The following is a 25,051-nucleotide window of genomic DNA, read 5'->3' on the forward strand; positions in this document are numbered from 1 at the left end:
GACGCGGTGTATATGTCTGCCTCTCGGGCGGACACTAGCGCTCGTGAGGGCCTGTGTGACGGGTAAGTAATGCGTGTCACGGTCTCACGCCGTGAGACGGTCGTCACGTCTCGACCGACGGACTTGGCGATCCTCCCCCGACCGAAGCCAAGGGGATTCTGACCTCAGCGGTCGGTGCGCCAATTCCTTGCGGTTCAGCGCTGGTTGGCGCTTCACGGACCGGCTGACGCCGAGGTCTCCACGCCCTGTGACCCGCATGCCCGCGGGCCAGTGTGTTCTTCGCGCCGACTGCGTCAGCGTGCTCCTTGTGACCGCAGGCGGTGCACACGGACTTCGCTTGGCTCTTGCGATTGTCCGGATGCACATGCCCGCAAACAGGGCGCGTCGTCGACGTATGAGCGGGATTCACCGTGCGCACCGTGGCACCGGCGCGTCGGGCACGGTTGCGCATTGCCAACTCGAAGGAATGCCACCCTTTATCCAGAATGGCGCGATTGAGTCCGGACTTCTGGCGAATCCTGACACCGGGCTCCGCCACGGATCCCCTGGCAGTGGCGGTCGTGGCCGCGGTATTGAGGTCTTCGAGGACCACGAGGGCATTGCCGTCCACGATCTGACGGGCGCTCTGTGCATGGAAGTCCCGGCGACGGTCGCGGCCCCTGCGCATGATGACCCTCATCCTCGCCCGGCATGCTCTTCGCCTCGTGGATCCCTTCCCGGTGCGGGCAAGCTGTCGCTGGAGACGCCGGTACCGCGCGGCCTCGCCCGGGGAGCCGAAGCCACGGTCAAGGAACTGACCGTCGCTGGTGGCGGCCAGAACGCCAACTCCCCGGTCCACACCCATCCGGCCGCGCTCCAGCGACACCGCGGGCGCCTTCACGCCATCCTCCACCAGAAAACTCTGCGACACGCTTTATCCAAGTCCCGGAGCGTCCGCTGAAGGATGTGGGACGGCGCGGCCTTCAGCCAGGAGTGCTCGACCTTCGCCCCGGCCACCTCACGGGCCTGCTGCACACCTGAGAGGAACGGTGCAGAGAGGCCGAAGCAGTGCTCGGTCACACGTCGTCCCCCCTCGAGAGACCGTCTAAATTGGCCCCATGGTCAATCTGACGCGCATCTACACCAGGACCGGCGACCAGGGCACCACCGCTCTCGGGGACATGAGCCGGGTCGCCAAGACCGATCCCCGGATCTCGGCCTACGCGGACGCCAACGAGGCGAACGCGGTCCTCGGAACGGCGATCGCACTGGGCGGCCTCGACGAGGAGGTCGTCGCGGTCCTCACCCGGGTGCAGAACGACCTCTTCGACGTCGGCGCGGACCTGTCGACCCCGGTGGTCGAGGACCCGAAGTTCCCGCCCCTGCGCGTCGAGCAGTTCTACATCGACAAGCTGGAGGCGGACTGCGACCGCTTCAACGACGAGCTGGAGAAGCTGCGCTCCTTCATCCTGCCCGGCGGCACCCCGGGCGCGGCACTGCTGCACCAGGCGTGCACGGTCGTACGCCGCGCCGAGCGGTCGACATGGGCGGCGCTGGAGGTCCACGGCGACATCATGAACCCGCTGACCGCCACCTATCTGAACCGGCTCTCCGACCTCCTGTTCATCCTGGCCCGCACCGCGAACAAGGAGACCGGGGACGTGCTGTGGGTCCCCGGCGGCGAGCGCTAGCCGCCGGTCCGGCCCTGGGTGACCGGGGCGCGTTTGGGCCAGAGCAGATACGTGAGGGCGATCAGGCCGTGGAGCCCCACCGCCCGTAGCGCCACCCACTGGAAGGCGCGCAGCGACGAGGTGTCGCCGGCGCCCACGAACCAGACCGCGCCCTGGAGGAGGGCGCACGCGACGGTCGCCGCGAGGAGGGTGCGCAGCCACAGGCGGCCCTCGTGCGCGGCCCGGGGCAGGCCGAAGCGCGGGGGCTTCGGCGGGGGCGGGCCACCGGCCAGGCGGTGGGCGGCGTGACCGTCCAGCCGGCGGATGGTGTAGTGGCCGTACGCGACGGTGAAGCCGATGTAGAGCGCGGCCAGGCCGTGTTCCCAGCTCGGCTCGGCGCCGTTTCTGAGGTCGATCGCCGTCACCACGAAGAGCACCACCTCCAGCAGCGGCTCGCACAGCAGCAGGGCCACACTCGTGCGGCGCAGCCCCAGCAGATAGCGCACGGCGAGGCCCGCGGCCAGCAACAGCCAGAAACCGGCCTCGCACGCGACGATCAACCCGACGATCACGGTTCGCTCCTCTCGGTCACCCCTCCAGGCTCGCGTCCGGGGCGGCTCGGATCGTCATCGGCGGTGACGAAGTCCCGGTACATCGAAAGATGCAGTTCCGGACCCTTCCCGGGGATCAGGCGGTGAGCCGGTGCGCCGTGTTGGATGGAGTCATGGCCATGCGACTCCCCCGCCCGCACCGCGACGACGTACGCATCGCGGTCGGTGGACTCCTCGGCGGACTCCTCCTGTGGGGCCTCGGCCTGTTTCCCCGGCGACCGGACGACGCGCTCGTCCTCTGGTCCGGGAACTGGAACGCCCTGGTGCCCCTCGTGGTCACGGCGGCCTGCGAGCTGCTGCGGCGTACCCGGCCCCGCCCGGCCCTGCTGATCGGCACCGCCGCGCTGACGGTCGACACCATCACGCGGGGCAACGTGGCCACCGTCGTGATGTTCACGGACCTGGTGTACGCGGCCGTCCTGTACGGCACCCCCGCCTCCGCCCGGCGCATCCCCTGGATCACCGGGCTGCTCACGGTGGCCGGTGCGGTGGTGCCCGCCGCGCTCTGGCGCGTTCCCGGGGCCCTGCTGATCGGCGTCGGTATCGGCGTCGTGGCTCTGGCGCCCGCAGCCACCGGCTGGGTGGTCCGTAACCACCGCGACACCGCCGTCGCCGAACGACTGCGCGCCGAACAGACCGCCCTGCTCGCCGAGATGGACCGCGCCCAGGCCGTCGCCGCCTGGGGGTACCCCCTGCTCGAAGAGCTTGGGGGAGGGCCCGGATGGCGCGGGAGTTGCACGACATGGTGGCCAACCATCTCTCCGCGATCGCGATCCACTCCACGGCCGCGCTCTCCATCGGCGACCCGAACACGTCCAAGGACGCGCTCACCGTCATCCGTGAGAACAGCGTCGAAGGGCTCGCCGAGATGCGCCGGCTGATCGGGATCCTGCGCGACGGCAGCGGTGACCGCGAGCCGTCCGCCGCCCCCACCCTCGACGGCCTCGGCTCCCTGGTGGCCGGCGCCCGCACCAACGGACTCGACGTCACGCTCACCACCGAACACGGCAAGGTGCCCGCCCCGGTCGAACTCGCCGCGTACCGGATCGTCCAGGAGTCGCTGACCAACGCCCTCAAGCACGCGCCCGAGGGCCATGTCACAGTGACGCTCACCCAGCGCGGCGGCCGGCTCGCCATCGCGGTGACCAGTCCGTACGGCGGTCCGAGCGGCCCCCGCGCCCCCGGTTCCGGCGCCGGTCTGGTGGGGATGCGGGAGCGGGCCGACCTGCTGGGCGGCAGCTTCGAGGCGGGGCCCGAGCCCGCCCCCGACCGCGGGAACGTCAAGAACGGCAAGGCTGGGAAAGACGGCGAGGACGGTGCGATCTGGGCCGTACGCGCCACTCTGCCCCTCGTCCAAGGAGAACCCGAATGATCCGCGTGCTCGTCGCCGAGGACCAGTCCGCCGTACGGGCCGGGCTCGTCCTCATCCTGCGCAGCGCGCCCGACATCGAGGTGGTCGGCGAGGCCGCGGACGGCGAGCAGGCGGTCGCGCTCGCCCGCGAACTCCGCCCGGACCTGGTTCTGATGGATGTGCAGATGCCCCGGCTCGACGGGGTGTCCGCCACCCGTCAGGTCGTCGCCGAGCAGCTCGCCGATGTGCTCGTGCTCACCACCTTCGACCTCGACGAGTACGTCTTCGGGGCGCTGCGCGCGGGCGCCTCCGGGTTTCTGCTGAAGAACACGGAGGCGAGGGACCTGCTGGTGGCGGTGCGGACGGTGGCGAGCGGCGAGGGGCTGATCGCCCCGGCCGTGACGCGTCGGCTGATCGCGGAGTTCGCCGCGAAGCCGGTACGGGAGCCGAGCGCCGACCCGGCCGTGCTCGACGCGCTGACGCGCCGGGAGCGGGAAGTGCTGTCCTGCCTGGGTGAGGGGCTCTCCAACGCGGAGATCGCGGGGCGGCTGGACATGGCGGAGGCGACGGTGAAGACGCACGTCAGCCGTCTGCTGGGGAAGCTGGAGCTGCGGAGTCGGGTCCAAGCGGCCGTCCTTGCCCAGGAGTTGGGGGTCTGACTCACCTCGTGGGCGCACTGGTCCAGACCTATTGACCTATGGTCCAGACCTTTCTATTCTCGCCGCACTGCGCTTGGTCATGCCCCCGACACCTCGAGGAGGCGCAGCATGCGCTTCAGAACCAGAGTCCGACAGCGAACCGTGGCAGGACTCACCACCCTGCTGCTTCCGCTCGCCGCCCTCGTCGGGCTCGCGAGCCCCGCCTCGGCAGCCACCTCCGCCACCGCCACGTACACCAAGACCCAGGACTGGGGTACGGGCTTCGAAGGCAAGTGGACGGTCACCAACACCGGTACCACCAGCATCAGTTCCTGGACGATCAACTGGGACTTCCCCTCCGGTACGTCCGTCACCTCGGCCTGGGACGCGGACGTCACCTCCTCCGGCACCCACTGGACCGCCAAGAACAAGTCCTACAACGGCACCCTCGCCGCGGGCGCCTCCGTCTCCTTCGGCTTCAACGGCGCCGGCACAGGATCTCCGTCCAACTGCACGCTCAACGGCGGCAGCTGTGACGGCGGCACCACCGTCCCCGGTGACAACCCGCCGAGCGCGCCCGGCACCCCCACCGCCTCCGCGATCACCGACACCTCGGTGCAGCTCTCCTGGAGCGCGGCCACCGACGACAAGGGCATCAAGAACTACGACGTCCTGCGCGGCGGCACCAAGGTCGCCACCGTGACCACGACCTCGTACACGGACACCGGTCTGACCGCAGGCACCGACTACTCGTACACCGTCCAGGCCCGTGACACCGCCGACCAGACCGGTCCGGTCAGCGGCGCGGTCGCCGTGCACACCACCGGTGGCGGCACCACCCCGCCGCCCACCGGCAACGCCGTCAAGCTCGGCTACTTCACCGAGTGGGGCATCTACGGCCGCAACTACAACGTCAAGAACCTGGTGACGTCCGGCTCGGCCGCCAAGATCACACACATCAACTACGCCTTCGGCAACGTCACCAACGGCCAGTGCGCGATCGGCGACTCCTACGCCGACTACGACAAGGCCTTCACCGCCGACCAGTCGGTCAGCGGCGTCGCCGACACCTGGGACCAGCCGCTGCGCGGCAACTTCAACCAGCTGCGCGAGCTGAAGGCCAAGTACCCGAACATCAAGATCCTCTGGTCCTTCGGCGGCTGGACCTGGTCCGGCGGCTTCGCCCAGGCCGCGGCGAACCCGGCCGCCTTCGCCCAGTCCTGCTACAACCTGGTCGAGGACCCGCGCTGGGCCGACGTCTTCGACGGCATCGACATCGACTGGGAGTACCCGAACGCCTGCGGTCTGTCCTGTGACACCAGCGGTTCCGCGGCCTACAAGAACCTGATGCAGGCCCTGCGCGCCAAGTTCGGCACGGGCAACCTGGTCACCGCGGCCACCACGGCCGACGGCACCTCCGGCGGCAAGATCGACGCCGCCGACTACGCGGGCGCCTCACAGTACGTCGACTGGTACAACGTGATGTCGTACGACTTCTTCGGAGCGTTCAACGCACAGGGCCCGACCGCCCCGCACTCCCCGCTCACCTCGTACAGCGGCATCCCGACGCCCGGCTTCACCACGGCCGACGCGATCGCCAAGTTCAAGGCGAAGGGCGTGCCCGCGAGCAAGCTGCTGATCGGCATCGGCTTCTACGGCCGCGGCTGGACGGGCGTCACCCAGGACGCGCCGGGCGGCACGGCCACGGGGCCGGCGCCGGGAACGTACGAGCAGGGCATCGAGGACTACAAGGTGCTGAAGACGTCCTGCCCGGTCACCGGCACGATCGCCGGGACGGCGTACGCGCACTGCGGCAGCAACTGGTGGTCCTACGACACCCCGGCGACCATCGGCACGAAGATGGCCTGGGCCAAGAGCCAGGGCCTGGGCGGCGCGTTCTTCTGGGAGTTCAGCGGAGACACCAGCAACGGCGAACTGGTGAGCGCCCTCACCGGCGGGCTCGGATAGCCGCCGGGCGACGCTGGCTCTCCCCCGGACTTCGTCCGGGGACCCCCAACCAGCGAGTGAACGTGGCCTGTCAGGCCACGTTCACTCGCTGTCCGGGCGGGGCTGCCTCCAGCCACGCGAGGAAACCGGTCAGCGCGTCCTCGCTCATCGCCAGTTCAAGTCGGGTGCCCCGGTGCACACAGGCCAGGATGATCGCGTCGGACAGCAGGGCGAGCTCCTCCTCGCCGTCCGGGGTGCGACGGCCGGCCACCTCGATCGCCGAACGTTCCAGGACGCGGCGCGGGCGGGGGGAGTACGAGAAGACGCGGTACCACTCGATGCGGTCGCCGTTGTAGCGGGCGACGCCGTAGCCCCAGCCTTTTCCGTTGGGGTCGCCCTTCTCCGGCACGTCCCAGCGCAGGCTGCAGTCGAAGGTGCCCCCGGAGCGCTGGATCAGCCGGCGGCGGAGGCCGAAGACGAACAGCCCCACCACCACGAGCGCCACTACCAATCCGCACACAGTCAGAGCGAGGACCATCGACACCGACCTCCTCGTCTCCTAGGTAACGGAAAAGAAAAAACCTCCGCATTTGCCTCAGCCGCGGCGGGGTCCGGAGTGATCCGGTCCCCGCCGCGGCTGAGGCAAAGCATCACACAGCGCGGCGACTCAGCGCGCCGACACCGCCCGCAGACGGACGTCCGCGCGGCGCTCGGCGGAGGCATCGCCCTCCGCCTTCGCGCGCTCGAGCTCCCGCTCCACGCGCTGGACGTCGATCTCGTCCGACAGCTCGGCGATCTCGGCCAGCAGTGACAGCTTGTTGTCGGCGAACGAGATGAAACCGCCGTGCACCGCGGCGACGACCGTTTCACCATCACTCGTACGGATGGTCACCGGGCCCGACTCCAGCACACCGAGCAGCGGCTGGTGACCGGGCATGACGCCGATGTCGCCGGACGCGGTACGCGCGACGACCAGGGTGGCCTCGCCGGACCAGACACTGCGGTCCGCGGCGACGAGCTCGACGTGCAGCTCAGCAGCCAAGGTGGGCTCCTCGGGTCACCACCCGGCATGGCCGCCGGGTGTTGGGTCAAAGTCTAATGGGCGTACGGAGGGGGACGGGACGCGCCCCGCGAGGTGCGGTCCCGTCCCCCTCCCTTACGAACACGAGTTCCTCAGGAACCGGAGTCCCTCAGGTACGCGAGATTCAGGAGACGCCGAGCTCCTTGGCGTTGGCCTTGAGGTCCTCAATGCCACCGCACAGGAAGAACGCCTGCTCCGGGAAGTGGTCGTACTCACCGTCGATGATCGCGTTGAAGGCCACGATCGACTCGTCCAGCGGGACGTCCGACCCGTCGACGCCGGTGAACTGCTTGGCGACGTGGGTGTTCTGGGACAGGAAGCGCTCCACGCGACGGGCACGGTGGACAGTGAGCTTGTCCTCCTCGCCCAGCTCGTCGATACCGAGGATCGCGATGATGTCCTGAAGGTCCTTGTACTTCTGAAGAACCGACTTGACGCGCATCGCGGCCGCGTAGTGGTCCGCCGCGATGTAGCGGGGGTCCAGGATGCGGGACGTGGAGTCCAGCGGGTCCACGGCCGGGTAGATGCCCTTCTCGGAGATCGGACGGGAGAGCACCGTCGTCGCGTCGAGGTGGGCGAACGTGGTGGCCGGGGCCGGGTCGGTCAGGTCGTCCGCGGGGACGTAGATCGCCTGCATCGAGGTGATCGAGTGACCACGGGTCGAGGTGATGCGCTCCTGGAGGAGACCCATCTCGTCGGCCAGGTTCGGCTGGTAGCCCACCGCGGAGGGCATACGGCCGAGCAGGGTCGAGACCTCGGAACCTGCCTGCGTGAAGCGGAAGATGTTGTCGATGAAGAACAGCACGTCCTGGTTCTGGACGTCACGGAAGTACTCCGCCATCGTCAGACCCGCGAGAGCCACGCGCAGACGGGTGCCCGGGGGCTCGTCCATCTGACCGAAGACAAGCGCGGTCTTGTCGATGACGCCCGAGTCCGCCATCTCTTCGATGAGGTCGTTGCCCTCACGGGTGCGCTCACCGACACCGGCGAACACGGAGACACCGTCGTGGTTGTTGGCGACGCGGTAGATCATCTCCTGGATGAGCACCGTCTTGCCGACGCCGGCACCACCGAACAGACCGATCTTTCCACCCTTGACGTACGGGGTGAGAAGGTCGATGACCTTGACGCCGGTCTCGAACATCTCGGTCTTCGACTCGAGCTCGTCGAAGCGCGGGGCCTTGCGGTGGATGGACCAGCGCTCGCCGTCGTACTTCTCGTCGGAGTTCAGCACCTCACCGAGGGTGTTGAACACCTTGCCCTTGGTGAAGTCACCGACCGGGACGGTGATGCCCGTGCCGGTGTCGGTGACCGCGGCCTGGCGGACCAGACCGTCGGTGGGCTGCATGGAGATCGTGCGGACCAGGCCGTCACCCAGGTGCTGGGCGACCTCCAGGGTCAGCGTCTTCTTCTCGCCGTCCTTGGCCGGGTCGGCCACCTCGACGTGAAGGGCGTTGTAGATGTCCGGCATCGCGTCGACGGGGAACTCCACGTCGACGACCGGGCCGATGACCCGGGCGACGCGGCCCGTGGCAACGGCCGTCTCAGAAGTCGTCGTCATTACTTGTCACTCCCCGCGGTCGCGTCGGCAAGGGCTGCGGAGCCACCGACGATCTCGCTGATTTCCTGGGTGATTTCGGCCTGGCGGGCCGCATTGGCAAGACGGGAGAGCGTGGTGATCAGGTCTCCCGCGTTGTCGGTCGCCGACTTCATCGCGCGGCGGGTGGCGGCGTGCTTGGAGGCAGCCGACTGGAGCAGCGCGTTGTAGATACGGCTCTCGACGTACCGGGGCAGCAGGGCGTCGAGGACGTCCTCCGCCGACGGCTCGAACTCGTACAGCGGAAGGATCTCGCCCTTGGGCGCCTCTTCCGCGACCTCTTCGAGGCGCAGTGGCAGCAGGCGGCCGTCGACCGCAGTCTGCGTCATCATCGACACGAACTCGGTGTAGACGATGTGGAGTTCATCCACGCCGCCGTCCGCCGTCGCCGTTTCGATGGCCTCGATGAGCGGCGCCGCAACCTTCTTGGCGTCCGCGTAGGTGGGCTCGTCGGTGAAACCCGACCACGACTCCACGACCTTGCGCTCGCGGAAGTGGTAGTGGGCCAGACCACGGCGGCCGACGATGAACGTGTCGACCTCCTTGCCCTCCGCCTCGAGACGGGCGGTCAACAGCTCCGCCGCCTTGATGGCGTTGGAGTTGAAGGCGCCGGCCAGTCCGCGGTCGCTCGTGAGGAGCAGCACCGCGGAACGGGTCGCCGTCTCCGCCTCCGTGGTCAGCGGGTGCTTGGTGTTCGAGCCGGTGCCGACCGCCGTGACCGCGCGGGTGAGCTCGGTCGCGTACGGCGCGGAGGCCGCCACCTTGCGCTGCGCCTTGACGACGCGCGAGGCGGCGATCATCTCCATCGCCTTGGTGATCTTCTTGGTCGCGGTGACGGATCGGATGCGACGCTTGTAGACCCGGAGCTGGGCTCCCATGAGTCAGGTCCCTTCCTTACGTCACTTGGCCGCGGCCGGAACGTCTTCGCCGAGAAGCTTGCCGTCCGAGGTCTCGAACTGCTTCTTGAAGTCCGCGATGGCGTCCGCGATGGCGGTGAGGGTGTCGTCCGACATCTTGCCGCCCTCCTTGATGGAGGTCATGAGTCCCTGCTCCTTGCGGTGCAGGTACTCCAGGAGCTCCTTCTCGAAGCGACGGATGTCGACGACCGGCACCTCGTCCATCTTGCCGGTGGTACCGGCCCACACGGAGACGACCTGGTCCTCGGTGGCCATCGGCTGGTACTGAGCCTGCTTGAGCAGCTCGACCAGCCGCTGACCGCGCTCCAGCTGCGACTTCGACGCGGCGTCCAGGTCGGAACCGAAGGCGGCGAACGCCTCCAGCTCGCGGTACTGGGCGAGGTCCAGACGGAGTCGGCCGGAAACCTGCTTCATCGCCTTGTGCTGGGCGGAGCCACCGACGCGGGAGACCGAGATACCGACGTTCAGGGCCGGACGCTGGCCGGCGTTGAACAGGTCGGACTCCAGGAAGCACTGGCCGTCGGTGATCGAGATGACGTTGGTCGGGATGAACGCCGACACGTCGTTCGCCTTGGTCTCGACGATCGGCAGACCCGTCATCGAACCGGCGCCCAGCTCGTCGGAGAGCTTCGCGCAGCGCTCCAGCAGACGGGAGTGCAGGTAGAAGACGTCACCGGGGTAGGCCTCGCGCCCCGGCGGACGGCGGAGCAGCAGGGACACGGCGCGGTAGGCGTCGGCCTGCTTCGAGAGGTCGTCGAAGATGATGAGGACGTGCTTGCCCTCGTACATCCACTGCTGGCCGATGGCCGAACCGGTGTACGGCGCAAGGTACTTGAAGCCGGCCGGGTCGGACGCCGGGGCGGCGACGATGGTCGTGTACTCCAGCGCGCCGGCCTCTTCGAGGGCGCCACGCACGGAGGCGATGGTCGAACCCTTCTGACCGATGGCGACGTAGATGCAGCGGACCTGCTTCTTGGTGTCGCCCGAGCGCCAGTTGTCGCGCTGGTTGATGATCGTGTCGACAGCCAGCGCGGTCTTGCCGGTCTGACGGTCGCCGATGACCAGCTGACGCTGGCCACGGCCGATCGGGGTCATCGCGTCGACGGCCTTGTAGCCGGTCTCCATCGGCTCGTGCACCGACTTGCGGACCATGACGCCCGGGGCCTGCAGCTCGAGGGCGCGGCGGCCGGTGGTCTCGATCTCGCCGAGGCCGTCGATCGGGTTGCCGAGCGGGTCGACGACGCGGCCGAGGTAGCCCTCGCCCACGGCGACGGACAGCACCTCACCGGTGCGCTGCACCGGCTGGCCCTCCTCGATACCGCTGAACTCGCCGAGGACGACCGCACCGATCTCGCGCTCTTCCAGGTTCAGCGCGAGACCGAGGGTTCCGTCCTCGAACTTCAGCAGCTCGTTCGCCATCGCCGAGGGAAGGCCCTCGATCTTGGCGATACCGTCGCCGGCGACGGTGACCGTACCGACCTCCTCGCGCGAGGCCGCGTCCGGCTTGTACGACTGGACAAAGTTCTCCAGCGCGTCCCGGATCTCCTCCGGCCGGATCGTGAGCTCCGCCATCTGGGTTCCCTGCTCTCCTTGTTGGGCCCGAAGTTTTCTTGGGGGGTCTGGGGTCAGCCCCCAGGAATCCTCTGCACGGCCCAACCAGGGCCGTAAGTACTACGTGGTTACGCGTATTGAGTTGCTACTGGCCGACGATGCGGCGGCGCGCGTCCTCGAGTCGGTCCGCGACGGCACCGTCGATGATCTCGTCGCCGACCTGCACCCGGATCCCGCCGACGACCTCGGGGTCCACGTCGAGGTTGAGGTGCATCGGGCGGCCGTAGAGCTTCGCCAGAGCGGCGCCGAGGCGCTGCTTCTGTCCGTCACTCAGCGGGACCGCCGAGGTGACGACAGCGACCATGCGGTTACGGCGCTCGGCGGCGAGCTTGGACAGGGAGTCGAGTCCCGCCTCCAGGCTACGTCCCCGGGGCGCGGCCACAAGGCGCGTCACCAGGCGTTCGGTGGTCGGCTTGGCCCGGCCGCCGAGCAGGCTGTGCAGCAGCTCGCTCTTGGCCGCCTTCGAGGCGGTGCGGTCGGTCAGCGCGGAGCGCAGCTCGGTGTTCGAAGAGACGATCCGACCGAAGCGGAACAGTTCGTCCTCGACGTCGTCGAGCGCGTTCGCCCGCTGGGCCGCCGTGAGGTCGGCGATGCTCGCCAGCTCCTCCAGCGTGTCCACCAGGTCACGCGGCTGCGACCAGCGCGAGCGCACCAGGCCGACCACCAGGTCCGCGGTCGACCCGCCGACCTGGCCGCCGAGCAGGCGCTGGGCCAGCTCGGCCTTGGCCTCGCCCGGCTGCGCCGGGTCGGTCAGGACCCGACGCAGCGACACCTCGCGGTTGAGCAGCGCGGTGACGGCGGCCAGCTCGTCGGCGAGCTGGACCGCGTCCACGGACGTCGAGTCCGTCAGCGCATCGAGACGCTCACGAGCTGCAGCGAGGGCCTCGCGGCTTGCTCCGTGTGCGGTCATCGAGTCGCCTCGGCCTTCTCCTCGAGCTCGTCGAGGAAGCGGTCGATGACGCGGCTCTGCCGGGCGTGGTCCTCGAGGGACTCACCGACGAGCTTGCCGGCCAGGTCGGTGGCGAGCTTGCCCACGTCCTGACGCAGCGCCTGCGAGGCGGCCTTGCGGTCGGCCTCGAGCTGCGAGTGACCGGCGGCGATGATCTCCTCGCGCTGCCGCTGGCCTTCCGCACGCATGTCGGCGATGAGCGTGGCGCCCTGCTCCTGCGCCTCCTGGCGCAGCCGCGCGGCCTCGTGCCGTGCCTCGGCGAGCTGGGCCTTGTACTGCTCCAGCACGCTCTGGGCTTCGACCTTCATGGCGTCGGCCTCTTCGATACCGCCTTCGATCGCCGCGCGGCGCTCTTCCAGAACCTTGTTGATGTTCGGGAGGAGCTTCTTCCAGAAGAAGAAGAACACGATGGCGAAGGCGATGGCGCCGACGAGCAGCTCGGGGCCGGCCGGGATGAGCGGGTTCTGCTTCTCCTCGGCCGCCAGCTGTACCAGGTTGGCGATCACATCAGTGCCTTTCGTCGATTCGTGTCAGTAAGGGGTGAATTACTGACCGAAAACGAACGGCATGACGATGCCGATGAGGGCGAGCGCCTCACAGAAGGCGAAGCCGAGGATCTGGTTGGCGCGGATCAGGCCGGCAGCTTCGGGCTGACGGGCCAGGGCCTGGGTGCCGTTGCCGAAGATGATGCCGACGCCGACGCCGGGGCCGATGGCGGCGAGGCCGTAGCCGACGGAACCGATCGAACCGGAGAGAGCGGCGAGGGTCTCAGTGGCAGCCATGCTGATTCTTCCTTCTCTTTCTTGGACCGGCGGGGGTTGGCCACCGGACGTTCTGGGGCTTTCGGGGGGCGGTGACTCAGTGGTGCTCGGCGAGCGCGCCCTGGAGGTACGAGCAGGCCAGCAGCACGAAGACGTACGCCTGGACGGCCTGCACGAAAAGCTCGAAGAGGATCATGATGACGGTCATCACGAACGAGACGCCGGCCGCGGGGATCATGTAGCTGTTCAGCAGGTACCAGGAGGCGACCGTGAACATGACCAGCATCAGGTGGCCGGCGAACATGTTGGCGAAGAGTCGGACCGCGTGCGTGAAGGGCCGGACGATCAGGTTCGAGAAGAACTCGATGACCATGACGAGGGGCAGCACGCCGCCGAGCGACTTGTCATAGCCGGTGATGTTCTTGAAGAAGCCGACGAAGCCGTGGCGCTTGAACGTGACCGAGACCCACATGATCCAGACGATCGCGGCGAGCACCACCGGGAAGGCGAAGACCGACGAGACCGGGAACTGCGCCAGCGGGATCACGGACCAGATGTTCATGATCCAGATGAAGAAGAACAGCGAGACCATGATCGGGACGTACTTCTCGCCCTCGCGCTTGCCGAGCGTCTCGTAGACGATGCCGCGGCGCACGAAGTCGTAACCGGCTTCACCGACCATCTGCAGCTTGCCCGGGATCACCTTCGCCTTGCCGAACGCCGCCCAGAAGAAGGCGACGACGACGATCGAGGTGAGCAGGGCGAGCAGCATCACCTTGTTGAACTCGAACCCTCCCACCGTGGCGATCGGCTTGAAGAGGAACGAGTGCAGGCCCGGAGCCGGAAAGCCACACCCGTTGTCGGACATGATCCGACAGCTCCAGTCAAAGGCGAGCTGGGTCTGGTCAGCACTCACCACGGGCTCCTTCGGCGTGACGCATAGGTACGGCAACCTCGTTGTGTCGGCGCGGCGCGCAGCCGCGGTTCGGCACTGGACTGGTGTAACGAATGTGGGGGCGGCTGTGGGGCATCAAGCCTCGCGATTGAGCAGGCGTCAGCTCAGATGCCCGCGCCCGCGATGCCGCAGTTGGCACCGGACGATAGCAGGATCTCCCACATGGCTTTATCCCACCCCTACCCCTCACGACGAGGACCCTGATTTCTCGGGCTTCTCGCTCTTCTCGGGTTCGGGGTCGACATAGAAGATCTTGGCCTTCATGTGCGCCCGCGCCTGCGCCGCCATCCACACGACGGTCGCGAGGACGAGGCCGACCGCGAACGCCTTGGGGTTGAACAGAGACGTGTTCTTGAAGAGTGCCACGAAGATCAGGAGCAGCAGGAGCTGGGCGACGTAGAGCATCAGGCCCATGGCCTGGAACAGCTGCGGGAGCGTTTTTGCCGTCCACTGCAGGACGTAGAGGCCGATCCCCATGAAGAGGATGGCCAGCAGTGTGCCGATGCCCGCGCCGAGCGCGCCTTTGCCACCCGCGACCACGCCACTGACGGCGACGGCGATCGCGCCGACAGCCGCTGTGGGGACAGCGGTGTGCAGTAGGTTCCGGGCGTCATTGGACGGCATGGCGGCAACTCCGCTTGCTTCGGGGGCAGGGTGTCGTCATGGACGAGCGTAGTCCCGGGCTGAGAGAGAACCTCACGCCAAGGGGCCGTCTCACTACGGTCCTTCGGCTCTATCCCGGGTTCTCGTGAACCGTATCACAAACTATTTGATGCGGTCTTTACCTAGAAGGTGTGCTCGCTGTCACACATGAGACTGAACCTGCGCGTTTGTGCAATATCGAGGGCAACTTGTCTGGTATTGACGCGGTTTGCCGAAGATCCCTCTTGCAGGATTCTTACTTTGCGTCAGCGTGAAGATTCGGCTTTGCGCCCCTCCAGGAAGCGCGCACGGGGCCCAATTGCCGTCGCTCCGTTGACTCCTGAGACACCCGTGGTGACCGGCGAACGGTGTTCGCGGACGCCCTCTTCCCGCTCCTGGGCCGCCTTCTCGTGGGACGTCCGCTCCTCGTACGCGACGGAGGCCACGGCCGCCTCCGCCTCGGCCGCCAGGGCGACCCTGCGACGGCGGCGGTAGCGCGGCGGCACCAGGTTCTCGGCCCAGCGCGGGGCACGCGGCGTGAAGCGCGGCAGCAGGAGCAGTACGAGACCCACCGCGCTGAGCGCCGCGATGCCGAGCACGATCCACATGGACGCCGAGTTCACCGAGAAGGCGAGCGCCCCGAAGGCGATCAGCGCCGACCAGAAGTACATGATCAGGACGGCCCTGCTGTGCGAGTGGCCGACCTCCAGGAGGCGGTGGTGCAGGTGGCCGCGGTCGGCGGCGAAGGGCGACTGGCCACGCCAGGTGCGCCGCACGATGGCGAGCACCAGGTCGGCGGCCGGGACCGCGATGATCGTCAGCGGCAGCAGCAGCGGGATGTACACCGGCACCGTCTGGTGCACGGTGTTGCGCTCCGAACCGGAGAACAGGTTCATCGCGTCCGGGTCGATCTGCCCGGTGATGGAGATCGCGCCGGCAGCCAGCACCAGGCCGATCAGCATCGAGCCGGAGTCACCCATGAAGATCCGGGCGGGGTGCATGTTGTGCGGCAGGAAGCCCAGACACATGCCCATGAGGATCGACGCGAAGAGGGTCGCCGGGGCGGCGGCCTCGATGCCGTAGCTGTACCAGATGCGGTACGCGTACAGGAAGAACGCGGCGGAGGCGATGCACACCATGCCGGCGGCGAGACCGTCGAGGCCGTCGACGAAGTTCACCGCGTTGATGGTGATGACGACCAGCGCCACGGTGAGCAGGGTGCCCTGCCACTGGGTCAGCGCGACCAGGCCGACGCCGGGGATGGGCAGCCACAGGATCGTCAGACCCTGCATGACCATCACGCCCGCGGCGATCATCTGGCCGCCCAGCTTGATCAGGGCGTCGATCTCGAACTTGTCGTCCAGGACACCGATCAGCCAGATCAGCGCGGCGCCGGAGAGCAGTGCGCGGGGCTCGTTGGAGTCCGAGAAGACCGCGTTGAGGTTCCGCAGATGGTCGGCGACCAGCAGACCGGCACACAGGCCGAAGAACATCGCGATGCCGCCGAGCCGCGGTGTGGGTTCCCGGTGCACGTCACGTGCCCGGATCTGCGGCATGGCTCCGGCCACGATCGCGAACTTCCGTACCGGCCCTGTCAGCAGATACGTCACCGCGGCCGTGATGCAGAGCGTCAGCAGATATTCACGCACGGGCTTCCCCACAGGTCTCGCTGGCCATCTCAGCCCCACACCCTAGCGATGCACGCATATGGTTGGGGACTTCCGGGTAGCGACGATGGTTGCACGAGTGGCTGTGCACACGTGTGCGTGTACCCCTCACTCGTCCGGATAGGGCGGAAATCTCCCGGCCAGATCCTTTACTTCTTCACGTGCCCGCTTGCTGTCGGCCTCGTCCCGCAGCACCGCCGCGAACAACTTCGCGACCTGCGACATCTCCGCCTCGCCCATCCCCTGCGTGGTCACCGCGGCCGTGCCCAGGCGCAGGCCGCGGGCGTCGCCGTGGGGCAGCGCGCAGGTGTCGAGGACCATTCCGGCGGCGGCCAGACGGCCACGCGCGCTGCGTCCGTCGAGACCGAGCGGAGCGGTGTCCGCGGTGAGCATGTGGGTGTCGGTCCCCCCGGTGGTGAGGGCGAGGCCCTCCGCGGCCAGCCCCTCGGCCAGCACCTGGGCGTTGGCGACCACCTGACGCGCGTACGCCGCGAACGCGGGCGTCGCGGCCTCGCCGAACGCGACGGCCTTGGCGGCGATGGTGTGCATCTGGGCGCCGCCCTGGGTGAAGGGGAAGACGGCCCGGTCGACCCGCTCGGCCAGCTCGCCGCCACAGAGGATCATGCCCCCGCGGGGGCCGCGCAGGACCTTGTGCGTGGTGGCGCAGACGACATCGGCGTACGGCACCGGACTGGGCGCCACTCCCCCGGCGACCAGGCCGATGGGGTGGGCGGCGTCGGCGATGAGATAGGCGCCGACCTCGTCGGCGATCGCCCGGAAGAGCGCGTAGTCGATGTGCCGGGGGTAGGAGATCGCCCCGCAGACGATGGCCTTCGGCCGGTGCGTACGGGCCAGCGCGCGCACCTGCTCGTAGTCGATGAGCCCGCTCTCGGCCTCCACCCCGTACCCGACGAAGTCGAACCAGCGGCCGGAGAAGTTCGCGGGCGACCCGTGCGTGAGGTGGCCGCCGAACGGCAGCCCCATGGCCAGGACGGTGTCTCCCGGCCGCAGCAGGGCGGCGTACGTGGCGAGGACGGCCGAGGATCCGGAGTGGGACTGCACGTTGGCGTGCTCGGCGCCGAAGAGGGCCTTGGCGCGCTCGACGGCCAGGCGCTCGGCGACGTCGACGATCTCGCAGCCGCCGTGGTGGCGGGCGCCGGGATATCCCTCGGCGTACTTGTTCGCCAGCGGCGACCCGAGGGCGGTCAGCACCGCCTTCGAGGTGAAGTTCTCGGCCGCGATCAGCTGGAGCGTCGTCGACTGCCGCGCCAGCTCCCCCATCAGGATCTCGGCGAGCTCCGGGTCCTGCAGACGCAGAACATCCGCTTCCAGCGTTTGTGTGACCGGCATGGTGGACTCCGGGCCTCGGCGGGGTGCGCTACGTCCAATGTAGAACCGGGACCGGTGGGACGCCCGGTATTACGGCCTATCGGGCGCTCCACGAGAAAACGCCCACAACGGCCTACGCCCGCGCCCGCACCCCCGTCAGCGCCGTCACCACCGGATCCAGTGCCTCGTTGATCTCGTCGCCGATCGAGCGGAAGAACGGCAGGGGCGCGCCGTACGGGTCGAAGACCTCGTCCGCCTCCGCCGTCGGAGCCAGCAGCCACCCGCGTAGAGCGGCGGCGGCCCGCACCAGGGCACGGGCACGCTCGACCACACCGTCCTCCAGGGGCGGGAGGGTCGCCGGGTCTATGGCACGGACCAGCCTGGTGAACTCCTTCAGGGTGAAGGTGCGCAGGCCCGCGGAGTGGCCCATGGAGATGACCTGGGCGCGGTGGTCGCGGGTCGCGGTGAGGACCAGGTCGGCCCTGATGACGTGGTCGTCGAGGAGCTCGCGGCCGACGAAGCCGGAGGGATCCGCGCCGAAGTCCGCGAGGACCGTCTCGGCGTTGGCCTCCATGGGGGCGCCCTCGTGCCCCCAGGTGCCGGCGCTCTCGACGATGAGTCCGCCCCACAGGGGGTCGCCCAGCCGGTCCGCGAGGGCATGGCGGGTCAGCCGCTCGGTGATCGGCGAGCGGCACACGTTGCCGGTGCTGACGTGGAGGATGCGGAAGGACCCCCTGGGGGACCCATTGGTCCCCGTGATCCCCGTGCCTATGCCACGCCCCGCGTCAGGGGCTGTCAATTCGCCACCTCGAGGTCGGGTACGACCTTCCGGAGCTCCTCCGCCGACAGGGCACCCGCACGCAGCAGGACCGGCACCTTGCCGGTGACGTCGACGATCGAGGAGGGAACGTTGCCGGGGGTCGGACCGCCGTCCAGGTACACGGAGACGGAGTCGCCGAGCATCTCCTGCGCGGCGTCACAGTCCTCCGGCGCCGGGTGGCCCGTGAGGTTCGCGGAGGAGACGGCCATCGGGCCGACCTCCGTCAGCAGTTCGATGGCGACCGGGTGCAGCGGCATACGGATGGCCACCGTGCCCCGGGTGTCCCCCAAGTCCCACTGCAGGGACGGCTGGTGCTTGGCGACGAGGGTGAGCGCGCCCGGCCAGAACGCGTCGACGAGCTCCCAGGCCATCTCGGAGAAGTCCGTGACGAGACCGTGCAGGGTGTTCGGGGAGCCGATGAGGACGGGCGTGGGCATGTTGCGGCCCCGGCCCTTGGCCTCAAGGAGGTCGGCGACGGCTTCCGAGGTGAACGCGTCGGCGCCGATGCCGTACACCGTGTCCGTCGGGAGGACCACCAGCTCGCCACGGCGGACGGCGGACGCGGCCTCACGCAGACCGGTGATGCGGTCGGTCGCGTCGTTGGTGTCGTATCGCCGTGCCATTTAGCGGGCCTCCTCGTACACGTACTGCTGGCTGGGGGTCACGATGCGCGCGCTCACGGCATCGCCTTGCGGGCGGTCGCGAACCGCGGCCGGTTGTTGAGGTCCGGGTGATCGGCCGCGTCGGCCCAGCCCCGCTCCTCGGTGAAGATCCACGGCACCTGCCCGCCCTGGGTGTCGGCGTGCTCGATGACGACGACACCGCCGGGGCGCAGCAGCCGGTGCGCGGTGCGCTCGATGCCACGGATGAGGTCCAGTCCGTCCTCGCCCGAGAACAGGGCGAGTTCGGGATCGTAGTCCCGGGCCTCCGGCGCCACGTACTCCCATTCCGTGAGCGGGATGTACGGCGGGTTGGAGATCACCAGGTCCACCTGGCCGTCGAGGTCCCTGAAGGCCTCCAGGGCGTCTCCCTGGCGCAGGTCGACCCTGGACCCCTCGACGTTCTTGCGCGTCCACTGGAGGGCGTCCTCGGACAGCTCCACGGCGTGTACACGGGAGCGCGGGACCTCCTGCGCGAGCGCGAGCGCGATGGCGCCCGAGCCGGTGCACAGGTCGACGATCAGCGGCTCGACGACATCCATCGCGCGGACGGCGTCTATGGCCCAGCCGACGACGGACTCCGTCTCCGGACGCGGGACGAACACCCCCGGGCCCACCTGGAGTTCCAGATAGCGGAAGTAGGCGTGGCCGGTGATGTGCTGGAGCGGCTCGCGGGCCTCGCGGCGCGCGGTCACCTCCCAGTAGCGGGCGTCGAAGTCCACGTCCTTGACGGTGTGCAGCTCGCCCCGCTTCACGCCGTGCACGAAGGCGGCGAGCTCCTCCGCGTCGTTGCGCGGCGAGGGCACGCCGGCGTCGGCCAGCCGCTGGGTGGCCTGGGCCACTTCCGCGAGCAGCAGGTTCACGCTGGTCCTCCGGGGCTGAGCTGTTGTCGTACGGCTTGACGAGCAGGGCTTACAGGTACGGCCTCACACAGCTGCGTCCGGCCGTCCGGCCGTTGCGCCGTTCGGCCGTCCGCCGTTCCGCCTTACGCGGCCGCGAGCTTCGCGGCCGAGTCGGCGTCGACGCACGCCTGGATCATCGCGTCGAGGTCCCCGTCGAGCACCTGGTCCAAGTTGTACGCCTTGAATCCGACGCGGTGGTCCGAGATGCGGTTCTCCGGGAAGTTGTACGTACGGATCTTCTCGGAGCGGTCGACGGTGCGGACCTGGCTGCGGCGGGCGTCCGCGGCCTCACGCTCCGCTTCCTCCTGCGCCGCGGCGAGGAGCCTGGAGCGCAGGATACGCATCGCCTGCTCCTTGTTCTGCAGCTGGCTCTTCTCGTTCTGGCAGGAGGCGACGACTCCGGTCGGAATGTGCGTGATGCGCACCGCGGAGTCGGTCGTGTTGACGGACTGGCCGCCGGGGCCCGACGAGCGGTAGACGTCGATGCGCAGGTCGTTCGCGTGGATCTCGACGTCGACCTCCTCGGCCTCGGGCGTGACCAGCACACCGGCCGCGGAGGTGTGGATACGGCCCTGCGACTCGGTCGAGGGCACCCGCTGCACGCGGTGCACCCCGCCCTCGTACTTCAGGCGCGCCCAGACACCCTGACCGGGCTCGGTGGCACCCTGGCCGCCCTTGGTCTTCACGGCGACCTGGACGTCCTTGTAGCCGCCGAGCTCGGACTCGGTGGAGTCGATGATCTCGGTCTTCCAGCCGACGCGCTCGGCATAGCGCAGATACATGCGCAGCAGGTCGCCGGCGAACAGGGCCGACTCGTCGCCGCCCGCGCCCGCCTTGATCTCGAGGATGACGTCCTTGTCGTCGCTGGGGTCGCGCGGGACCAGCAGCAGGCGGAGCTTCTCGGTGAGCTCCTCGCGCTGCTTCTCCAGTTCCTTGACCTCTGCCGCGAAGTCGGGGTCGTCGGCGGCGAGCTCCTTCGCCGTGCCGATGTCGTCCCCGGTCTGCTTCCAGGAGCGGTACGTCGCGACGATCGGGGTCAGCTCGGCGTAGCGCTTGTTCAGCTTGCGCGCGTTGGCCTGGTCGGCGTGGACCGACGGGTCAGCGAGCTTCTTCTCCAGATCGGCGTGCTCGCCGATGAGTTCCTCGACCGCCTCGAACATCTCCGGCTCCAATGGACTGTCCCCAGCTCCATCATGGGCTCAGGGACGTAGGTAAGACGAATGTGGGGGCTGCACCGCAAAGCGCCGGTCCCGGCGCCCCCGTGCCGGGGACGCCGAAGACCGGCGCTGTGGGCTCGCTACTTCTTGGCAGCGGCAGCCTTGCCGAAGCGGGCCTCGAAGCGGGCCACGCGGCCACCGGTGTCGAGGATCTTCTGCTTGCCCGTGTAGAACGGGTGGCACTCGGAGCAGACCTCGGCGCGGATGGAGCCGCTGGAGATCGTGCTACGGGTGGTGAACGACGCGCCACAGGTGCAGCTGACCTGCGTCTCGACGTACTCGGGGTGGATGTCGCGCTTCAAGGTGTCTCCTAGTTTCGGGAGGGCGCCGGGTCGCCACCGCGGGATGCGGGTGCGTGAACCGGAGCCGACGTACCAGTCTGCCAGGACTGGCGCCATCCCCCAAAACCGGGGGCTCGGGCGATCTATTCCCGAGCCTGTGTACGGGGCTCGTACGGGCCCCTGCGGGGCCTGGGTACGGGCTCAGCTCGAACTGACGACGCCCTTCGCGGTGCCCGTGGCCGTGCCCTTCGTGGCCACCCGCGGGATCGTCCGGTCGTTCTTCAGGGCGGTCCACACCAGCTTCGCCTTGGCCTTGTCGACGAGGACGCGGTTGGCGTCCGCGCTGTCGTACTGGACCGGCATCGTCACCATGTTCATGTTCGACGAGCTGATGCCCTTGAGGCCGTTGGCGAAGGACGCGAGGTTCTTGACCGTGCCGAGGTCGGAGTCGGTCGTGACGGTCTTGGTCGCGGTGTCGGCGAGGTCGTACAGCTTGGTGGGGCTGGACAGCACGCCGATGTGCTTGACCTGGTTGACCAGGGCCTTGATGAACGCCTGCTGGAGCTGGATGCGGCCGAGGTCGGAGCCGTCGCCGACGCCGTGCCGGGTGCGGACGAGGCCGAGCGCCTGCTGTCCGTCGAGGGTGTGCGTGCCGGCGGTCAGGTTCAGATGACTGTCGGGGTCCTTGATGTTCTTGGTGGTGGTCACCCGGACACCGCCGAGGTCGTCGATGAGCTTCTGGAAGCCGCTGAAGTCGACCTCGATGTAGTGGTCCATGCGGATACCGGACATGGATTCGACGGTCTTCACCGCGCAGGCGGCACCGCCGGTGGAGTACGCGGAGTTGAACATCACGCTGGTCGCGGCGTCGTGGGTGACGCCCTTGGCGTCGGTGCAGGAGGGGCGCGGGACGAGGGTGTCGCGGGGTATGGAGACCACGCTGGCCTTCTTGTGGCCCTCGTATATGTGCACGATCATCGCCGTGTCCGAGCGGGCGCTGCCGTCGTCGGTGCCGCCGCCGAGCTTCTTGTTGCTGCCGGAGCGGGTGTCGGAGCCCAGGACCAGGATGTTCTCGGAGCCGTTGTCGACCTTCAGCGGCCGGTCGGTACCGAGGGCCTGGTTGATGTCCACGGTCTTGATGTTGCCGTTGAGCTTGAAGTACAGGTACCCGGCGCCGGTGCCCCCCAGCACCACGATGCCCGCGGCGGTCCAGGCCGTGATGAACAGGGCCTTGCGTCGCGTGCTGCGCGGCTTGCGGCGGCTGCCCTTCTCGCGGCGAAGCGGGGCGCTCGTTCCCGGATCACCCGGTGTGCCGGGTTCCGGCATGCTCTCGGCAGGCATGTGCTCCTCTTGTCCTCGTTGCGGTCGGTTACCCCCTGTTTTCAGGGCCAATCCCGGGCCGGTGCGCCATGTGGTGCCTCATGGTCGCTCCGTACGGTCAGACGGGGAAACTCGGGCAAGGGTTGCACAACGCACTGCGCCCACCGCGTGGCGCGATGGGCACAGTGCGTGATGGGCGAGTTCGGGGAAACCCCGCTCACCTGCGGCTTCAGCCGAAGATGTCGTACTGCTTGAAATCAGTGCCGATCTTGATGGCTGTGGCGAAGATCTCGCTGGTCGCCTTGCCGGTACCGGGGTAGAGGTACAGCGTGCCGGCGGGCGTACGGGCCAGGAAGTCCGCCTTGCCGTCACCGGTCACGTCGCCCACCGCGTCGAAGGCGTTGTAGCCGGCCCAGGTGCGCACCTTGATCCGGCTGGAGAACGCGCCGGAGCCCGCCTTGCCGGTGCCCTTGAAGAGATAGACGTACGAGCCGGTCTTGCTGCGCGCGATCAGGTCGGCCTTGCCGTCGCCGGTGAAGTCGCCGTGGGCGCGCAGGGAGTTGTACTGGTTCCAGCCGGAGCTCACCTTGACGCGGGCCGAGAAGGTGCCGTTGCCCTTGCCCGGGTAGATCCACAGGACGCCGCCGGAGTCGACCGAGAGCAGGTCGGGCAGGGCGTCACCGGTGACGTCGCCCGGGGCGACGACGCGGGTGCGGGTCTTCCAGTCGCTGAAGAGCTTGGTGTCGGCCCACTTGCCCGTGGACGGCAGGTAGTGCCACCAGTGGATGTCGCCGTTGGAGGTGTGGCGCTCGACGACGTCCTGGTAGCCGTCCCGGTCGAGGTCGGTCTGCAGGACGACGTTCGACGTGCTCCAGCCGCCCCACGACTGCCGGGCGCCGAACGAGGTGCCGTTGGAGTCCTTCTCGTACAGCGTCTTGGTGGAGGAGTTGCGGACGAACAGGTCGGCCTTGTGGTCACCGCTCAGGTTCGTGTCGTCGACGCGCGGGTAGGCGGCACCGACGTACGAGCTGACCTTGGTGAAGACGCTGTACGCGCCCTTCTCGACGCAGTCCACCACGCCCCAGGAGACGACGCCCACGATGCGGCCGCCCACGATCAGCGGGCCGCCGGAGTCGCCGTTGCAGGCCAGGGTGGTGCCGTTGTCGCTGCCGGTCGCGGGGTTGCCCGCGCAGACCATGTGGCCCTTGATGAACTCGCCGCCGTAGTAGCCGCCGCACGTGGCGTCGGACTTGATGGGCAGCGTGGCCGTCTTCAGGGTCTCGGAGATGTCCTGGGTGGTGGAGGAGGTGCGGCCCCAGCCGTAGAGCGTCGCCTTGGTGCCGGAGGCGTACGAGGCGGTGTCGCCCGACGTCGTCATCCGGATCGGCTTGGCCTTGACGGGCCCGTCCAGCGTGAGGACCGCGATGTCGTTGTCGATGGTCGACGCGTTGTACGAGGGGTGGTTCCACTGCCGCGACACGAGGCTGACGGTGCCGCCGTGCAGATCGGTTCCGTCTGCCGAGGGCAGCTGGGAAGTGCCGGTGACGACGGCGCCGTGGGCCTTCCAGTCGTAGCCCTTGACGCAGTGCGCGGCGGTGAGGATCTTCGTCGGCGAGACGACGGAGCCGGCGCAGAAGAAGCCGACGTCGTCGCTGGTGCTGCTGGTGCCCTTGTCGTCGGAGTACAGGAGCTGGGCCATCCACGGGGCGGTGGTGATGGTGGTCGTGGTGCCGCCGATGATCTTCGGGTCGACGGAGGCGCCGCTCGTGTTCGCGCTCGTGCCGGTGGTCGCGGTCCTGCCCGTACCTGTACCCGTACCCGTGCTGGCGCCGACGCCCGTGCTCGTGCTAGGGGAGGACTTCGTCGTCGGCTGTCCGGCCGTGCCGTCACTCGCGATGGCCCTGGCGATCCGCTTCTCCAGCGTGGCCAGGCTCGGCGAGGTGCCGGTCGTCCTGGCGAGCGGAGCCGGCTGCGCGGAGGCGGCGTTCGCCGACGACATCAGGAGCGCACCCCCGACGGCCGCGGCCAGGGTGGCCGCCGCGACGGGCACGGCGATGCGTATCCGGCGTCTGTGACGACCGCGCCCGGACATGGACGTATCCACTCAAGTCCCCCCTGAGACTCATACGTTGAAAGAGAGCGCGATC

The 25,051-nt window shown here is 68.7% G+C and carries 24 protein-coding genes and 1 pseudogene; 4 read left to right on the forward strand and 21 right to left on the reverse strand.

Annotated features, from left to right (window positions below; genetic code table 11):
• Positions 1-103: 103 nt before the first annotated feature.
• Positions 104-844: an RNA-guided endonuclease InsQ/TnpB family protein gene (locus tag ACZ69M_RS21150; protein WP_470052439.1), complete on the reverse strand. Its 741-nt coding sequence runs from the start codon at positions 842-844 to the stop codon at positions 104-106.
• A 253-nt stretch (positions 845-1,097) separates the two neighbouring features.
• Between ACZ69M_RS21150 and ACZ69M_RS21155 the strand changes: the two genes are divergently transcribed.
• A complete protein-coding gene (locus ACZ69M_RS21155; protein WP_067369052.1) occupies positions 1,098-1,670 on the forward strand; it encodes a cob(I)yrinic acid a,c-diamide adenosyltransferase in 573 nt (190 codons plus the stop codon).
• On the opposite strand, the gene ACZ69M_RS21160 is transcribed toward ACZ69M_RS21155, so the two are convergent.
• On the reverse strand, positions 1,667-2,221 hold the full coding sequence (locus tag ACZ69M_RS21160; protein WP_470051814.1) for a hypothetical protein: 555 nt from the start codon (positions 2,219-2,221) through the stop codon (positions 1,667-1,669). The genes ACZ69M_RS21155 and ACZ69M_RS21160 overlap by 4 nt on opposite strands.
• A gap of 152 nt (positions 2,222-2,373) precedes the next feature.
• Here ACZ69M_RS21160 and ACZ69M_RS21165 point away from each other — a divergent pair.
• From ACZ69M_RS21165 to ACZ69M_RS21175, 3 genes and pseudogenes are all read left to right on the forward strand, one after another.
• Positions 2,374-3,632, forward strand: a pseudogene (locus ACZ69M_RS21165) (sensor histidine kinase).
• A complete protein-coding gene (locus ACZ69M_RS21170; RefSeq protein ID WP_095852570.1) occupies positions 3,629-4,270 on the forward strand; it encodes a response regulator in 642 nt (213 codons plus the stop codon). The pseudogene ACZ69M_RS21165 and the gene ACZ69M_RS21170 overlap by 4 nt, the downstream one beginning before the upstream one ends.
• Before the next feature lie 108 nt (positions 4,271-4,378).
• Entirely contained in the window at positions 4,379-6,217 is a 1,839-nt protein-coding gene (locus ACZ69M_RS21175) for a glycosyl hydrolase family 18 protein (protein WP_470051816.1), read from the forward strand.
• A 70-nt stretch (positions 6,218-6,287) separates the two neighbouring features.
• On the opposite strand, the gene ACZ69M_RS21180 is transcribed toward ACZ69M_RS21175, so the two are convergent.
• The 19 genes from ACZ69M_RS21180 to ACZ69M_RS21270 form a co-directional block, all read right to left on the reverse strand.
• Positions 6,288-6,734 carry a DUF2550 domain-containing protein gene (locus ACZ69M_RS21180; protein ID WP_402035830.1) on the reverse strand — a complete coding sequence of 149 codons (447 nt, stop codon included), beginning with the start codon at positions 6,732-6,734 and terminating at the stop codon, positions 6,288-6,290.
• 129 nt (positions 6,735-6,863) lie between these two features.
• Entirely contained in the window at positions 6,864-7,238 is a 375-nt protein-coding gene (locus ACZ69M_RS21185; protein WP_470051819.1) for a F0F1 ATP synthase subunit epsilon, read from the reverse strand.
• 163 nt (positions 7,239-7,401) lie between these two features.
• Positions 7,402-8,838 (reverse strand): F0F1 ATP synthase subunit beta, encoded by a 1,437-nt coding sequence (gene atpD, locus ACZ69M_RS21190; protein ID WP_470051821.1) that lies wholly within the window; start codon positions 8,836-8,838, stop codon positions 7,402-7,404.
• On the reverse strand, positions 8,838-9,752 hold the full coding sequence (locus ACZ69M_RS21195; RefSeq protein WP_403699363.1) for a F0F1 ATP synthase subunit gamma: 915 nt from the start codon (positions 9,750-9,752) through the stop codon (positions 8,838-8,840). The genes atpD and ACZ69M_RS21195 overlap by 1 nt, the downstream gene beginning before the upstream one ends.
• A 21-nt stretch (positions 9,753-9,773) precedes the next feature.
• The gene (gene atpA / locus ACZ69M_RS21200; RefSeq protein WP_470051823.1) at positions 9,774-11,363 is read right to left on the reverse strand and encodes a F0F1 ATP synthase subunit alpha; all 1,590 of its coding nucleotides are present in this window, start codon (positions 11,361-11,363) and stop codon (positions 9,774-9,776) included.
• A 124-nt stretch (positions 11,364-11,487) separates the two neighbouring features.
• Positions 11,488-12,312, reverse strand: a complete 825-nt coding sequence (locus ACZ69M_RS21205) for a F0F1 ATP synthase subunit delta (protein WP_470051825.1) — start codon at positions 12,310-12,312, stop codon at positions 11,488-11,490.
• On the reverse strand, positions 12,309-12,857 hold the full coding sequence (locus ACZ69M_RS21210; RefSeq protein ID WP_168495588.1) for a F0F1 ATP synthase subunit B: 549 nt from the start codon (positions 12,855-12,857) through the stop codon (positions 12,309-12,311). The genes ACZ69M_RS21205 and ACZ69M_RS21210 overlap by 4 nt, the downstream gene beginning before the upstream one ends.
• A 39-nt stretch (positions 12,858-12,896) precedes the next feature.
• On the reverse strand, positions 12,897-13,133 hold the full coding sequence (locus ACZ69M_RS21215) for an ATP synthase subunit c family protein (RefSeq protein WP_143628119.1): 237 nt from the start codon (positions 13,131-13,133) through the stop codon (positions 12,897-12,899).
• Positions 13,134-13,209: 76 nt separating this feature from the next.
• Positions 13,210-13,980: a F0F1 ATP synthase subunit A gene (gene atpB / locus ACZ69M_RS21220; protein WP_143652209.1), complete on the reverse strand. Its 771-nt coding sequence runs from the start codon at positions 13,978-13,980 to the stop codon at positions 13,210-13,212.
• Positions 13,981-14,253: 273 nt separating this feature from the next.
• Complete coding sequence (locus ACZ69M_RS21225) at positions 14,254-14,691, reverse strand: hypothetical protein (protein WP_403699367.1); 438 nt, start codon at positions 14,689-14,691, stop codon at positions 14,254-14,256.
• Between the two features lie 284 nt (positions 14,692-14,975).
• Entirely contained in the window at positions 14,976-16,358 is a 1,383-nt protein-coding gene (locus ACZ69M_RS21230; protein WP_470051827.1) for an MraY family glycosyltransferase, read from the reverse strand.
• Between the two features lie 126 nt (positions 16,359-16,484).
• Positions 16,485-17,726 (reverse strand): serine hydroxymethyltransferase, encoded by a 1,242-nt coding sequence (locus tag ACZ69M_RS21235; RefSeq protein ID WP_470051829.1) that lies wholly within the window; start codon positions 17,724-17,726, stop codon positions 16,485-16,487.
• Between the two features lie 112 nt (positions 17,727-17,838).
• Complete coding sequence (locus tag ACZ69M_RS21240) at positions 17,839-18,504, reverse strand: arsenate reductase/protein-tyrosine-phosphatase family protein (protein WP_054233230.1); 666 nt, start codon at positions 18,502-18,504, stop codon at positions 17,839-17,841.
• Positions 18,501-19,148, reverse strand: a complete 648-nt coding sequence (locus ACZ69M_RS21245) for an L-threonylcarbamoyladenylate synthase (protein ID WP_054233231.1) — start codon at positions 19,146-19,148, stop codon at positions 18,501-18,503. The genes ACZ69M_RS21240 and ACZ69M_RS21245 overlap by 4 nt, the downstream gene beginning before the upstream one ends.
• Positions 19,149-19,201: 53 nt before the next feature.
• Positions 19,202-20,047 carry a peptide chain release factor N(5)-glutamine methyltransferase gene (gene prmC / locus ACZ69M_RS21250; RefSeq protein WP_054233232.1) on the reverse strand — a complete coding sequence of 282 codons (846 nt, stop codon included), beginning with the start codon at positions 20,045-20,047 and terminating at the stop codon, positions 19,202-19,204.
• A 122-nt stretch (positions 20,048-20,169) separates the two neighbouring features.
• Positions 20,170-21,246, reverse strand: a complete 1,077-nt coding sequence (prfA, locus tag ACZ69M_RS21255) for a peptide chain release factor 1 (RefSeq protein ID WP_266628644.1) — start codon at positions 21,244-21,246, stop codon at positions 20,170-20,172.
• A gap of 137 nt (positions 21,247-21,383) precedes the next feature.
• Entirely contained in the window at positions 21,384-21,605 is a 222-nt protein-coding gene (rpmE, locus tag ACZ69M_RS21260) for a 50S ribosomal protein L31 (RefSeq protein WP_033323852.1), read from the reverse strand.
• Positions 21,606-21,785: 180 nt separating this feature from the next.
• Positions 21,786-22,925 (reverse strand): LCP family protein, encoded by a 1,140-nt coding sequence (locus ACZ69M_RS21265; RefSeq protein ID WP_470051832.1) that lies wholly within the window; start codon positions 22,923-22,925, stop codon positions 21,786-21,788.
• Between the two features lie 208 nt (positions 22,926-23,133).
• Positions 23,134-24,996 carry a trypsin-like serine protease gene (locus tag ACZ69M_RS21270; protein ID WP_470051834.1) on the reverse strand — a complete coding sequence of 621 codons (1,863 nt, stop codon included), beginning with the start codon at positions 24,994-24,996 and terminating at the stop codon, positions 23,134-23,136.
• Positions 24,997-25,051 lie beyond the last annotated feature (55 nt).

It is taken from the genome of Streptomyces sp. NPDC107454, from assembly GCF_055582885.1.